The following is a 12192-nucleotide window of genomic DNA, read 5'->3' on the forward strand; positions in this document are numbered from 1 at the left end:
CATGACAGCACTGCTTATCGAAATCAGCGACCAGGCCAACCCCGACGCGGAGCGCATGCTCGGCAGTGGCCTGGCGGCCTTCAACGAGCAAGCCACCGGCTACCATGACCGGCGCCCTCTGACGGCGTTGATCAGAGACCCGCATACCGAGGAAATCCTGGGCGGCATTACCGGCAGAACCGCCTTCGGCATGGCCTTCCTCGACCTGTTTCACCTGCCCGACACCCTACGCGGCACAGGCCTGGGCAGCCAGTTGCTGAAAGCGTTCGAGGACGAAGCCCGGCGCCGGGGCTGCCTGAGTGCCGTGCTGTACACGATCAGCTTCCAGGCGCCGGGGTTTTACGAGAAGAACGGGTGGGTGCGGTTTGGCGAAATACCCTGTGCGCCGCCGGGCCACAGCCGCGTATTTCTCACTAAGCAGCTATAAGGCCCAGGGCTTTGCCAAACAACCGATTGCCATGGGTGTGGCGTCACGCAGAATAATCTCAGTCATTGATTACCAACTCCCCGACGCCCCGCCGCCGCCACTGGAACCACCGCCGCCCGACGAGCTGCTGCTGGAACGGGAGCTGGAACTGCTGGAACTGGAACGCGAGCCGCCACTTGAACCCGACCCCGCACTGGCGATGCTCTGCACAAACACAAGAAACGCCACGAAGGAGGCCAGCGGTATCGCCACGATCCAGCCCTGATAGCCGTGCCCCAGCAACACACCCGCCGCGACATAAATCGCCAGCACCGCCAGCGCTCGCACCATGAAAAAGCGCGGCTTGGTTTTCCAGGACTCCCTGATAATAAAGAACAACCCCACGTAAAGGCCCAGCACCACTGCCCCACCGAATGGCCATAGCAACCAATGGACGTAGCTGACGTCGACAAAGCGGTTCGCCACCACCACCCCGATGACATAAGCCAATAGGCCGATCACACAGTAGAACGCCGTACGTGCCATCCACAAACCGCCGAAGGTGGCGCCGCCGATCAGCACCGTCAGCGGCACCAGCAGCAGGTACATCGGCCACTCGTGACCACCGACCAACACTGCCAGCAACAGCGTGACCGCCACTGTAGCGATCAACGCCCGGCGCCAGCGCAGTTTCCCGGCCGCCATCAGCACACCGACGATGCCACCCAGCACAAACGCCAGCAGCACGGCGACGGCCCCCATCGGGATCGCGGGTTCCGTAACCGCTGGCAAGTCGCCGCCGTCCACCAGCACGATCAAGTCGTTCACGCCTTGGCTGATACCGCCCGCATAGTCGCCCTGTCGAAACGCCGGGGTGATGTGTGCTTCGATGATGCGGTGGGCCAACAGGTCGGTGACGACACCTTCCAGGCCATAGCCTACTTCGATGCGCACCTTACGGTCGTCCTTGGCCACCAGCAGCAGGATGCCGTCGTCGATATCCTTGCGCCCCAGTTTCCAGGCCCGGAACAGTTGGTTGGTGTAATCCTCAAGGCTGGCGCCGCCGATGGAGGGCACCAGCAACACGGCCACTTGCGCGCCTTTGCGGTGCTCGAGGGCGGCGAGCTGCTCTTTAAGACGATCGGTGGTGCGGCTATCGAGGGTATTTGTGAGGTCGATCACCCGCTGATCGAGGGCCACGCCAATCGGTGACGTATCAGCCTGAGCGGCACTTAACAGACTGGCGCATGCCAGCACCAGCAGACTCAAGACGGATTGCCGTAACCATCGCAGCATGTTTGTTACCTGAAGTTTCTTCCTGAAGGCGCTGACTGTAACCTATCAGCGCTATAACGCGTGACCCAAAGCGGTTGCCTCTCTAAACTGCGCAATACATAGCGATACGCCATAATTTCGAGACCCCCATGGACCTACGCCACCGCAACAACGTCAACGTGATGGGCAATGGGACCTCAACCCTGGTGTTTTCCCACGGTTTCGGCTGCAACCAGGCCATGTGGAACGACCTCGCGCCGCAGTTCAAAAACCGTTTTCGCATGGTGCTGTACGACCTGGTGGGCGCTGGCCGCTCAGACCTCACGGCCTTCGACAAGGCCAAGTACAGCGCGCTGGACGGCTATGCCCAGGATCTCAACGAGATCATCGACGCGTTTGCCGAAGGCCCGGTGATTCTGGTGGGGCACTCGGTCAGCGCAATGATCGGCACCCTCGCCGACCGCTTGAAGCCTGGCCGTGTCGCGGCCCATGTGATGATCGGCCCGTCGCCGCGCTATATCGATGCCGATGGCTACGTGGGCGGCTTCAAGCGTGCGGATATCGACGACCTGCTCGACACCCTCGACAGCAACTACCTGGGCTGGTCCAGCGCCATGGCGCCGGTGATCATGGGCGCGCCGGAGCAGCCTGCGCTGAGCGAGGCGTTGACCGACAGCTTCTGCCGCACCGAACCCGACATCGCCAAGCAATTCGCGCGGGTGACCTTTACGTCGGACAACCGCCAGGACGTGGCCGGCTTGACCACGCCGGTGTTGATCCTGCAATCGAGCGACGACCTGATCGCCCCCGTGGTCGTGGGTGAATACCTGCACAGCGTATTGCCCAACAGCACCTACTGCCTGCTGGACAACATTGGTCATTGCCCGCACATGAGCGCGCCGCACGCCTGCGCGGCGGCCATGGACACCTTCCTCGCCCCCTGGACCATCGCGCGTGCCAGCTGAACTGTTCGACAATGCCGCCTGCGCCCTGGCAATGACCAGCGAAGACGGCACGATCCTGCAAGCCAACGCGCGCTTCAGCGAGTGGCTGGGGTTCAGCGTCGCCCAGTTGTGCGGCCGGCGTTTCCAGGACCTGCTGACCATGGGTGGGCGGATCTTCCACCAGACCCATCTGGCGCCGATGCTGCGTATGCACGGCAGCATCACCGAAGTGAAGCTGGACATGCTGCACCACGACGGGCACAAGGTGACTGTGCTGCTCAACGGCCACAAACGCGAACAGGCTGACGCCGTGGTGTACGACCTGGCGTTGTTCGGCACCACCGACCGCGACAAGTACGAGCGCGAACTGCTCAACGCACGCAACCTGGCCGAAGCGCTGTTGCAGGAAAAAACCGCCACCGAAATCGCGCTGCACCACGCCCAGGCCGAGCTGAGCGAGGCCTATGCCATCGTCCAGCGCCGCGCCCTGTTTGCCGAGCAGATGGTGGCGATTGTCAGCCACGACTTGAAGAACCCACTTACCGCGATCCGCATGGCCTCGGACTTTCTCACGCGCGCCGAACGCACGCCCAAGGAACGCCAACTGCTGGGGCACATCGCCCAATCGTCCGAACGCGCCAAGCGCATGATCGCCGACCTGCTGGACTTCACCCAGGCCCGGGTCGGTGAGGGCATCACCATCAAGCCGGCACCGCTGGCACTGCACGAGGTGATTCATCGGGCGGTGGACGAACTGCGCGTGGCCTTCCCCAAAGCCACGCTGGAGCATCAGGCGCAGGGTGTTGGCGACGCCTGCCTGGACGCCGACCGCGTGCAGCAGATCATCGGCAACCTGGTGGCCAACAGCGTGGCCTATGGCGACCTGCAACGGCCGATTACCATTACCTCACGCCTGGGGGATGGCGCGTGCGAAGTGGCCGTGCACAACCACGGCTCAGTGATTCCCGAAGCATTGCAGGCCGTGCTATTCGAACCGATGACCCGAGGCACCGACCAGGGCAGCGACGTGCGCAGCGTCGGGCTCGGCCTGTATATCGTGCGCGAATTGGCCAGGGTGCACGGCGGCGATGTGGCGGTGCGCTCCTGTGCAAATGCCGGCACCACTTTTACGGTGACGTTTCAGAGCACGTAGGCGTTGCCCTGCATGATCGGCTCTACGCTGCCCGTCAACACTACTCCGCCCTGCCCGTCCCAGTGCACCGTGACCATACCGCCATCGCACTGCACCTGCACCGTGGCATCCAGCAAGCCACGGCGGACGCCATTGACCACCGCCGCGCAGCAGCACGAACCGGAGCCCAACGGCACACCACCGCCACGCTCCCAGATGCGCAGGCGGATACGCCCACGGTCGAGCACCTGCACGAAATGCACATTGGTCCTGGCCGGGAACAGCGGGTGAGCTTCCAACGCAGGGCCCACGGCCGCCACGTCGACGGTGGTGATGTCTGCCACAAAATAAGTGCAATGCGGGTTGCCCATGCTGCACGCCGCAGGGTTGCCCTCTATGGGTAAAGTACGCGTGTCCGCCACATCCTCGGCCAGCGGCACGCTCGCCCAGTCCAACGAGGGCTCGCCCATGTTCACCGACACCCGCCGCCCCGCCTCGCGCACGCAGGTCAGCAGGCCTCGGTCAGTGCGCAGCACAATCGAATCGCTGCCGGTTTCATGCATCAAGCGGTCGGCCACCCCACGCGTGGCACTGCCACAGGTGGCCAGTAGCGTACCGTCGGGGTTCCAGAATTTGACTCGCGCGGCGGCGTCCTCGCAGTCGAGCACCACGGCCAGTTGATTGAAGCCGATGCCGGTGTGGCGATTGCCCAGGCGCCGGGCAATCTGCGCAGTGATCGGGTCGTCCTGGCCACGGCGGTCGACGATGATGAAATCGTCGCCATGGGCATGCATTTTTACGAACGGCAAGGGCATCGGCTGTCCTGGGGTCGACCGGTGGAGGGCTCGAGGATAACCTGAACCCGCCTCACTGACCTATCGAAGGACCGAACCATGCTCATTGTCTTCAGCGGCCTGCCCGGCACCGGGAAAACCACGATAGCCCGCGAACTGGCGCGACAGACCGCTGCGGTTTACCTGCGTATCGACGTGATCGAGCAGGCGCTGCGCGATGCGGGCGTGTCACCGGGCGCCAGCGGCTATGGCGTAGCGAACGCGCTGGCGCTGAGCAACTTGCGATTGGGGCATACCGTCGTCGCCGACTGCGTGAACCCGGTGCAGGAAAGTCGGGCAGCGTGGGCGGCCAGCGCAGCAACGGCAGGTGTGGTGCTGATCGACATTCACGTGGTGTGCTCCGACGTTCAGGAACACCGACGCCGCGTCGAACACCGCGCGGGCGATGTTCCAGGATTGACGCCGCCGACATGGCACTCGGTGCTGGGCCATGAATACGAGGCCTGGGATAGTGCGCCATTGACCGTTGACACTGCCCACATGACATCGGCACAAGCCGTTGAAACCATCACGCGACACCTGGGTGCGACAGTGAACGCGCCATAGATCGATTCAGGAATAACTCTTTTCGCCAGGAGAATCGCAGTGACTGGTCTTGGGGCTGCTGCGCAGCCCAACGCGGGGCGAGCCCGCTCGCCACAGTTAGAGTGTTCCTCCTTAACTGGCTGGCATTCGGGCAAGCCCGCTCACAAAAGGTGGGATGTCGGCTAGAGCACACTGCCCATCGCCTTCATCAGCACCAGGTCCCGTCCGTAAATATCCGGCGCGTACACCAGCTCGCCCTGGCGATCCACTTCCACGGTCCAGTAGCCCAGCAGTACCGGCACCGGGCTGGCCAGGCGGAATTCATGGGTCACGCCGGAGGCCAGCAGTTCGTCGGTACGGACGCGTTCGTCCGGGCTCACCAGCAGGTCGCGCAGCAATAACGGTTGCTCGACTCGCACGCAACCGGAGCTGAACGCGCGCGGGCCTTTGGTGAACAGCGGCTGGCTGGGCGTGTCGTGCAGGTACACCGAGTAGGGGTTGGGGAAGCGCATCACGATCTTGCCCAACGGGTTGCGCGGGCCGGCTTCCTGGCGCAGCAGGATATTGCCGGGGCGTGCCCAGTCGATCTGCTCGGGCGCCAGCGGGTGGCCTTCGGCGTCGAGCACTTGCAGGTTTTGCTGGCGCAGGTATTCGGGGTTGAGGCGGATGGCCGGGAGTTTGTCCTCGCGCATAATGGTCGGCGGGATGGTCCAGGTAGGGTTGAGGGTCAGCCGGGTAATGCGCGACTTGAGCAACGGGGTCTGGCGCTCGGCGCGGCCTACCTGCAAGCGGGTTTGCCACACGGGGATGCCGCTCTGGTACACGCTCAGTTGCGCGGCGGCGACGTTGACCAGCACGCCCTCGGGCTCCAGGTCCTGGGCCAGCCAGCGAAAGCGCTCGAGGTTGATGCGCAGTTGTTCGCGGCGCATGGCCGGGCTGATATTGAGTTCGGCCACGGTGCCGGCGCCGACCACACCGTCGGCTTGCAGGGAGTGGCTGAGTTGGAAGGCCTTTACCGCCGTGACCAGTTCGGGGCGGTATTGCTGGCCGTTGTCCTTGGGTTCGCTGGGCAGATAGCCGCCGCTGTAGAGCCGACGCGCCAGTTCCGGCACGCGCGGGTCTTCCATGCCGGGACGCAACAGCGGGCCGCTGCCGACCGGGCCCCAGTGCGGCAACGGCTGCTGGCGCACACTGGAATACACGTTGCGCAGGCTGCGGTAAAGATCGGCGCTGGGGCGCGCCTGGTCGAAGGCTTGCGCCATGTCGTGCAGGCCTACGGCGGCAAGGGCCAGCACTTCGGTGTCGGGGTCGCGAGTGGGCGGCTGGGAATGCCACAGCGGTTCGAAACGCGATTGCTGCAGGCGCCCGAAATGCAAATCCTGCAGCGCCTGCAAGTAGCGCTGGCTGCTGTCGATATCGCTGCATAGCACGTTTTCCGCGGTGTGTAGCGCAGGAAGACTATAGTGGGTGGGGTCCAGGCCGTCGTCGGCAAGCATCAGCAACTGCGATTGCAACGCTTGGCGGCGGGCCTCGTCGGACCACAGCGGTGTATCGCCTTGCTGCAGATAGAACGCTTGCAGACGCAGACGTGCCGGCGCATCGAGCTGCGTCGCCAGGCCGGGACAGACGCTGGGCAGTTGCGCCAGGGCCTGCTGTATCGGCGCCAGGTCGACCGGCGCGGGAGTGGTGACCGGTAAAGGCTGCAACGGCAACGCGTCGGCCGTGGCGACCAATGGTGCAACGAGCAAGCAAATGCTCAAGTAACATGCGTGTTTTTTGAACAATGACCTTGCTCCAATCCACAGTGGGGGGATGTACTGTAGATGCTGACTTTTATGTGCCGCTTTGGCTGGGTTGCCGTGAGCCTGGCTGCGCTGAGCCCTGTTGCGCTCGGCGCCGACGGCAGCCCTCCTTCCCTGTATAGCAGCCTGGCGCGCTCGGCTCCAGAACTCAATCCCACGGTACTCAAAAGCGCCCTGAGCGCGGTGCAGTGTGCGGTCAATAATGGTGAGGAACGCTCCGAGCGCCTGGCTGTGATTGATTATTCCCAACCGTCGACCGCCCGTCGGCTGTGGATCTTCGATCTGCGCAAGAAAACCCTGGTGCTGCGTGACCTGGTGGCCCACGGGGCAAAATCCGGGGAAAACTTCGCCACCCAGTTCTCCAACCTTGAAGGCAGCCACCAGTCCAGCCTGGGTTTGTTCCGCACCCAGGAAAGTTACCTGGGTACCCACGGCTATTCGCTGCGCATGGACGGCCTGGAGCCGGGGTTCAATGACCTGGCCCGCGACCGCGCCATCGTGATTCACGCCGCCGACTACGTCAGCCCCTTGTGGAGCAAGCGCGAAGGCCGCATCGGCCGCAGCCAGGGTTGCCCGGCCGTGCGCCCGCAGGTGGCGCGCCAGGTGGTGGATAAGCTCAAGGATGGGCAGTTCATGTTTTCGTGGTACCCCGACCAGCGCTGGCTGAAGTCCTCGACGTACCTCAATTGCAAACCCCAACAGGTGGCCAGTAGTCGTACAATCCGTGGCGGTTAGCCTGTCCCACGAGAGATAAGAGAGCGTCGAATGCTTCTACACAAGTCCACCTGGATCGAGATCGGGCAGTTCCTGGAGCGCAGCCGCACGGTGGTGATCCCCATCGGTTCCAATGAGCAGCACGGCCCCACCGGCCTGCTGGGTACCGACTGGATGTGCCCGGAAATCATCGCCCATGAGGCGCAGAAGAACGCCGACATCCTCATCGGCCCCACCTTCAACATCGGCATGGCCCAGCATCACCTGGGCTTTCCCGGCACCATTTCCCTGCGCCCTTGCACCTTTATCGCCGCAATTGGCGATTGGGTACGTTCGCTGGCGGGGCATGGTTTCGACAAGATCCTGTTCCTCAACGGCCACGGCGGCAATATCGCCACCATTGAAGCGGCATTTTCCGAACTGTACGCCGAAGCCAGTTTCGCCCGCCGCCCGGCCGGGTTCGCACTGAAACTGGTGAACTGGTGGGACCTGGAAGGCGTCAGTGAGCTGGCTCACCGTCAATTCCCGGTGGGCCATGGCAGCCATGCCACGCCGTCGGAGATTGCCGTCACGCAGTGGGCTTATCCGGAGTCGATCAAGTCGGCCGACTACACGCCGCAGATCGCCAACACCGGGCCGATCCGCGAAGCCCTGGACTTCCGCGCCCGCTTCCCGGATGGGCGCATGGGCTCGGACCCGGCGCTGGCCAGCGTGGAGAAAGGCGCTGAATTGGTGGCGTTGGCGGCTCAGGGGCTGGTCAAAACGGTCAATCACTTCAGCAACGAAGCAAAGCCTTAAGCCCTGCGCGAATCCCCATGTGGAAGTGGACGTGCCGTTCCCACATGGGGTGTGTATCGCCTGCGCTTATTGGCATTCCTTGGCCGCCAATTCCAGCCGCGACGGGGTCAGGGCCGACGCCAGCGGCTTGCGCTCATACAGGAACACCTTGCCGCCCTCGCCCGCCTTGTAGACTTCCAGCACATCATCGGCGGCAATCTTGCTGGTCAACAGCACCTTGGCATGGCGCGAGTTCTGCGTCACGGTGGAGGTGATGCCGTGCTTTTCCAGCTTCGCCAGCACGCACTGCACATAGGCTTCAGGGCCTTTGGCCGTTTGCAGGGTCAGGGTTGGGGTGTTGGGGGCGGAAACACAACCGGCCAGCAACAGAGCCGTGGCCGGGACGAAAAAAGCGCGCATGAAAAAATCCCGAGTCTAAAAATAAAGGTTCACATCAACTCGCACGAACCAGTGCCTTGAGCGATGCATCAAACTGCTTCAAGGCGTCGAGTTGCACATCCCGCTGCTGCTCGATCTGCGCGGCGATTTCCGGCGCAGCCTTGTCACTTACCCACACCGACGGCACCTGTTTGTGCACCGAGCCTTCGGCCTTGGCGATATATTGCAGGTTCGCGTCATAGAACCGTGCAGTAAAACGCGCTTCCACTTGATCGTTACGCTGGGTCAGCAGTTGGTTATGGGTATCGAGCATCACCACCACATCGGGGTGCGCCTGCACCAGGGCATCCAGCGTGTCGTAGACGGTGACCGACAAGAAAGTGCCTTGCAATGAACTCATCAACCAATCGATGGCCAGTTCCGGGTCGGAGCTGTTGACGAACGCCCGGCGGATACGCTCGTCGAGGGCATCCTTGGCGCCATTCAAGGCCATGTCGTGGTAGCGTTCAAGATAGCTGAGGTTGTCACGGGTATTGTCACTTAACAACACCCCTACCGACTGCGTACGCTGCAGGGAGTCTACGCTACCGATGATAGGTAGCAAATGGCCTTCACGCAGCTCCGCGGCGACCGCCGCGTTGTTCACAACCACGCTGCCGAGCAGCAAAACCATTAAGCAGAGCTGAATCAATGTCCTCATCGCACATATCCTTGAACGGCGTCTCGATGGGGCAATTTTGCGCTTTCCCTGCAAAAACAGAACTTGCATTGCGTGATGGTGACTATTATCTGAACCAATAGTGCACCTATAAAACCTATAAGGGACCCCACCATGAAGCCCCACCAGAAAACCTTCGACCGCATCCGCGAAGCCGTCTTGCCGGAGTTTCGCGAGCGGGTCGCCGATTACCTGGCCGAGTATGAAAGCGTGCTGCAGGATACGGCGGCGGATCCAGACCAGGCCTGCGCCAGTGCCCAGCAACTGCGCGGTTACTTGCGTGGTTTGAACACCACACGGGTGCTGGGCATGGCGGACTGGGAAGACCTGGACCGGCGGGTGAGCCAGGAATGGCTACGGGTGATGGAAGCCGAATAACTGGCTTGGGTTGTCGATGAGCAACGCCCGTTCAACCCGTGCCGGAATCGCCAGGCCGAACATCTGTACTTCCAGCCGAGCGCGAACCGCGCCGCTACAGGGGCCAGTGATGGCAAACAGTGAGAAGTCGAGGTAGCGGGTCAGCGAATATCCACGCGATAACGGAAGTGCTCGGCATGCCCGCGGGAACGTCGCCATTCCAGCGGTTGCCCGGCGTAATCGCGCGCCAGGCGCTCGATCACCACCACCGGGCTGTTGACCGGCACCTGCAGCAAACGCGCATACACCTCGTTGACCGACTCGGCGGTCAGGGTCTCTTCGGCCGAAGCCACCACTTGCCCGCAAACGCTTTCATAAATCGGGTAGAGCAACGGCCCCTGCTGGGACAGATCGATGTCGAGCAACGCCTGGAAGCGCGCGCGCGGCAGCCAGATTTCTTCGGCCAGCAACGGCTGCACGTCCAGCAAACGGGTGCGCACGATACGAATCACCTGGGCCTCGGGCGCAAGGCCGAGGGCCTGGCTCACTGCGGACGGCGCGGGCACGCAGTCAACCGTCAGGATGCGGCTCTGCGGCACCTGGCGCTCGCCCGACGGGCCTTGAAAACGGAAAAAGCGAAACAACGAAGACTGAAATTGCGGGCGGCGTACAAAGGTGCCACGGCCCTGCTGGCGCTCGAGAATGCCTTCGCTGACCAACGCATCCACGGCCTTGCGCACGGTGCCAGTGGACAGCTCGTACTCGGCGGACAGCACCGCTTCGGTGGGAATGGCTTCGCCGGGGCGCCAGCGATTATTGGCGATCTGTTCGACCAGGTGGTCGCGCAGGCGTTGATAGAGCGGCAGACGGGCATCACTGGACAGCGTGTTCATGGGTCATATTCACTTTGTTATTTGGTCATATATATGAATATGGCCAGGGTATTCGTCCGCCGGGTGACACCTGTCAAGGGCGCCACCGCACGCGGATGATCAATGCTCGGTTACAGCGCAGGGCGTGGCTGGTTTACCCATTCCTGCACCGAAGCCCGTTGCCACTGGCGCTGGGCGTATTCCACCAGTTCGGCGGGTACCTCGTCGCCGTTGAGGACCAGACGGTTGAGCATCACGGCCAAGTCCACATCGGCAATCGACCACTCGCCAAACAGATACGCCGGGTTACCTGCCAGCAGCGCCTGCGCGCCGTTGATCAAACGGCTGGCAGCCGCCTCGGCCGCGGGCGACAGCGGCGGCATTTTCTGCCCGCAGAACACCACCAACGTTGAGCGTTCCTGGCGAATCGGCAGCAAATCGCTGCGCAACCATGCCTGCACCTGCCGCGCCCTCGCCCGCTGCTTCGGATCAGCCGGGTACACCGGTGTCTCGGGGCAGGTTGCTTCCAGGTATTCGGTGATCGCCGAAGACTCCGACAGTGCAAAGTCGCCTTCCACCAGGGTCGGTACACGCTGAGTCACGGATAACCGGGCGAAATCCGCCGTCTGGTTTTGCGCGGCATCCAGGTCCAGGGTGACCAGGTCGAAGGCCAGGCCTTTTTCCCGCAGGGTCACGAACACCGACATGGCGTAGGGGCTGGCGAACAGCGAATCAACGTAAAGACGCAGTGGGACGGGGTTCATGGGCGTTCTCCTGGGATGAATCCTTACGCTACGAGATCCGCGCGGATAAAGACAATGCAGGGTTTTTATGGGGGCATTCCTCGCAGGAATGGCGGGCTAACCCGCGAAGCCACCCGCCTTCAGAAAGGCCTGTTCGGCCTCGGTGGTGACCCTGGCCAACGCGTCATTGCGATGGGGAAAGCGCCCGAAGCGCTCGATGATGTTGGCGTGTTCCCGCGCCCAGTGGTACGTACGGGCGTCCAGTTGCTGGTTCAGGGCCAGGGAGCGCTGCTGGTCCGCCAGGTCTTCGGAGTGTTCAAACGGCAGGTAGCAGAACGCACGCAATGCCGGCTCTACCTGCTGGTCGAGCCCCGCCTCCAGCATGCGCCGGGCGTAAAGGCGCGCCAGCGGATCGGTGGCGAACATGTGCGCCGTGCCGCGAAAGGCGTTGCGGGGGTATTGGTCGAGCAGGATCAGCAACGCCAGGGCGCCGTCCGCTGAATCCAGCCAGCTTTCCAGTTCACGCCGGGCAGCTTGCAGGTGGGCGGCGTGGAAGGTGTCGCGCAGGGTTGCATCAAAGGCGTCGTCCTTGGCGAACCAGCGCTTGGGGCCGGCTTGCCGCCAGAAGTCGACGACGGATTGGGGGGTGCTCATGCTGAAGTCCTCCGAAAAGC

15 protein-coding genes are annotated in these 12192 nt (G+C 62.9%); 7 read left to right on the forward strand and 8 right to left on the reverse strand.

Features of this window, described 5'->3' with window-relative positions; translation table 11 throughout:
- Position 1 precedes the first annotated feature (1 nt).
- Positions 2-427 (forward strand): GNAT family N-acetyltransferase, encoded by a 426-nt coding sequence (locus tag AB4O05_RS20675; protein ID WP_460135616.1) that lies wholly within the window; start codon positions 2-4, stop codon positions 425-427.
- A gap of 69 nt (positions 428-496) precedes the next feature.
- Here the strand turns inward: AB4O05_RS20675 and AB4O05_RS20680 are convergent, their stop codons facing one another.
- On the reverse strand, positions 497-1702 hold the full coding sequence (locus AB4O05_RS20680; protein ID WP_460135615.1) for a TPM domain-containing protein: 1206 nt from the start codon (positions 1700-1702) through the stop codon (positions 497-499).
- Positions 1703-1830: 128 nt separating this feature from the next.
- Here AB4O05_RS20680 and AB4O05_RS20685 point away from each other — a divergent pair, with 128 nt between their 5' ends.
- Together AB4O05_RS20685 and AB4O05_RS20690 are read left to right on the forward strand one after the other, a co-directional pair.
- Positions 1831-2646: an alpha/beta fold hydrolase gene (locus AB4O05_RS20685; protein WP_460135614.1), complete on the forward strand. Its 816-nt coding sequence runs from the start codon at positions 1831-1833 to the stop codon at positions 2644-2646.
- Positions 2636-3778 carry a PAS domain-containing sensor histidine kinase gene (locus tag AB4O05_RS20690; protein ID WP_460135613.1) on the forward strand — a complete coding sequence of 381 codons (1143 nt, stop codon included), beginning with the start codon at positions 2636-2638 and terminating at the stop codon, positions 3776-3778. Before AB4O05_RS20685 ends, AB4O05_RS20690 begins: the two co-directional genes overlap by 11 nt.
- On the opposite strand, the gene dapF is transcribed toward AB4O05_RS20690, so the two are convergent.
- A complete protein-coding gene (gene dapF / locus AB4O05_RS20695) occupies positions 3766-4572 on the reverse strand; it encodes a diaminopimelate epimerase (protein WP_460135611.1) in 807 nt (268 codons plus the stop codon). The two genes, AB4O05_RS20690 and dapF, sit on opposite strands and share 13 nt — an antisense overlap.
- 78 nt (positions 4573-4650) lie before the next feature.
- On the opposite strand from dapF, the gene AB4O05_RS20700 reads away from it, so the two are divergent.
- Positions 4651-5157, forward strand: a complete 507-nt coding sequence (locus AB4O05_RS20700; RefSeq protein ID WP_460135610.1) for an AAA family ATPase — start codon at positions 4651-4653, stop codon at positions 5155-5157.
- Positions 5158-5318: 161 nt separating this feature from the next.
- On the opposite strand, the gene AB4O05_RS20705 is transcribed toward AB4O05_RS20700, so the two are convergent.
- Positions 5319-6920 (reverse strand): L,D-transpeptidase family protein, encoded by a 1602-nt coding sequence (locus tag AB4O05_RS20705; protein ID WP_460135609.1) that lies wholly within the window; start codon positions 6918-6920, stop codon positions 5319-5321.
- A gap of 39 nt (positions 6921-6959) precedes the next feature.
- On the opposite strand from AB4O05_RS20705, the gene AB4O05_RS20710 reads away from it, so the two are divergent.
- Together AB4O05_RS20710 and AB4O05_RS20715 are read left to right on the forward strand one after the other, a co-directional pair.
- Positions 6960-7673 (forward strand): murein L,D-transpeptidase catalytic domain family protein, encoded by a 714-nt coding sequence (locus AB4O05_RS20710; RefSeq protein ID WP_460135607.1) that lies wholly within the window; start codon positions 6960-6962, stop codon positions 7671-7673.
- Positions 7674-7703: 30 nt separating this feature from the next.
- A complete protein-coding gene (locus tag AB4O05_RS20715) occupies positions 7704-8450 on the forward strand; it encodes a creatininase family protein (RefSeq protein ID WP_460135606.1) in 747 nt (248 codons plus the stop codon).
- 66 nt (positions 8451-8516) lie between these two features.
- Here AB4O05_RS20715 and AB4O05_RS20720 read toward each other — a convergent pair whose 3' ends face one another.
- Both AB4O05_RS20720 and AB4O05_RS20725 read right to left on the reverse strand, forming a co-directional pair.
- On the reverse strand, positions 8517-8849 hold the full coding sequence (locus AB4O05_RS20720) for a hypothetical protein (RefSeq protein ID WP_460135605.1): 333 nt from the start codon (positions 8847-8849) through the stop codon (positions 8517-8519).
- A gap of 34 nt (positions 8850-8883) precedes the next feature.
- On the reverse strand, positions 8884-9528 hold the full coding sequence (locus tag AB4O05_RS20725) for an ATPase (RefSeq protein ID WP_460135604.1): 645 nt from the start codon (positions 9526-9528) through the stop codon (positions 8884-8886).
- A 132-nt stretch (positions 9529-9660) separates the two neighbouring features.
- On the opposite strand from AB4O05_RS20725, the gene AB4O05_RS20730 reads away from it, so the two are divergent.
- Positions 9661-9924, forward strand: a complete 264-nt coding sequence (locus AB4O05_RS20730) for a hypothetical protein (protein WP_460135603.1) — start codon at positions 9661-9663, stop codon at positions 9922-9924.
- 140 nt (positions 9925-10064) lie between these two features.
- On the opposite strand, the gene AB4O05_RS20735 is transcribed toward AB4O05_RS20730, so the two are convergent.
- The 3 genes from AB4O05_RS20735 to AB4O05_RS20745 form a co-directional block, all read right to left on the reverse strand.
- Entirely contained in the window at positions 10065-10796 is a 732-nt protein-coding gene (locus AB4O05_RS20735; protein ID WP_460135602.1) for a GntR family transcriptional regulator, read from the reverse strand.
- A 110-nt stretch (positions 10797-10906) separates the two neighbouring features.
- Positions 10907-11539 carry a glutathione transferase gene (gene yfcF / locus AB4O05_RS20740; RefSeq protein ID WP_460135601.1) on the reverse strand — a complete coding sequence of 211 codons (633 nt, stop codon included), beginning with the start codon at positions 11537-11539 and terminating at the stop codon, positions 10907-10909.
- A gap of 96 nt (positions 11540-11635) precedes the next feature.
- Positions 11636-12172 (reverse strand): DUF924 family protein, encoded by a 537-nt coding sequence (locus AB4O05_RS20745; RefSeq protein ID WP_460135599.1) that lies wholly within the window; start codon positions 12170-12172, stop codon positions 11636-11638.
- Between the last annotated feature and the right edge of the window lie 20 nt (positions 12173-12192).

The sequence above is a fragment of the Pseudomonas sp. S1_G07 genome (assembly GCF_054668565.1).

Bases quoted from the DNA above. Each gene is read 5' to 3' on its own strand.
- AB4O05_RS20675 (WP_460135616.1), top strand. From the start codon at position 2: ATGACAGCACTGCTTATCGAAATCAGCGACCAGGCCAACCCCGACGCG.
- AB4O05_RS20680 (WP_460135615.1), bottom strand. From the start codon at position 1,702: ATGCTGCGATGGTTACGGCAATCCGTCTTGAGTCTGCTGGTGCTGGCA.
- AB4O05_RS20685 (WP_460135614.1), top strand. From the start codon at position 1,831: ATGGACCTACGCCACCGCAACAACGTCAACGTGATGGGCAATGGGACC.
- dapF (WP_460135611.1), bottom strand. From the start codon at position 4,572: ATGCCCTTGCCGTTCGTAAAAATGCATGCCCATGGCGACGATTTCATC.
- AB4O05_RS20700 (WP_460135610.1), top strand. From the start codon at position 4,651: ATGCTCATTGTCTTCAGCGGCCTGCCCGGCACCGGGAAAACCACGATA.
- AB4O05_RS20710 (WP_460135607.1), top strand. From the start codon at position 6,960: ATGCTGACTTTTATGTGCCGCTTTGGCTGGGTTGCCGTGAGCCTGGCT.
- AB4O05_RS20715 (WP_460135606.1), top strand. From the start codon at position 7,704: ATGCTTCTACACAAGTCCACCTGGATCGAGATCGGGCAGTTCCTGGAG.
- AB4O05_RS20720 (WP_460135605.1), bottom strand. From the start codon at position 8,849: ATGCGCGCTTTTTTCGTCCCGGCCACGGCTCTGTTGCTGGCCGGTTGT.
- AB4O05_RS20725 (WP_460135604.1), bottom strand. From the start codon at position 9,528: ATGAGGACATTGATTCAGCTCTGCTTAATGGTTTTGCTGCTCGGCAGC.
- AB4O05_RS20730 (WP_460135603.1), top strand. From the start codon at position 9,661: ATGAAGCCCCACCAGAAAACCTTCGACCGCATCCGCGAAGCCGTCTTG.
- AB4O05_RS20735 (WP_460135602.1), bottom strand. From the start codon at position 10,796: ATGAACACGCTGTCCAGTGATGCCCGTCTGCCGCTCTATCAACGCCTG.
- yfcF (WP_460135601.1), bottom strand. From the start codon at position 11,539: ATGAACCCCGTCCCACTGCGTCTTTACGTTGATTCGCTGTTCGCCAGC.
- AB4O05_RS20745 (WP_460135599.1), bottom strand. From the start codon at position 12,172: ATGAGCACCCCCCAATCCGTCGTCGACTTCTGGCGGCAAGCCGGCCCC.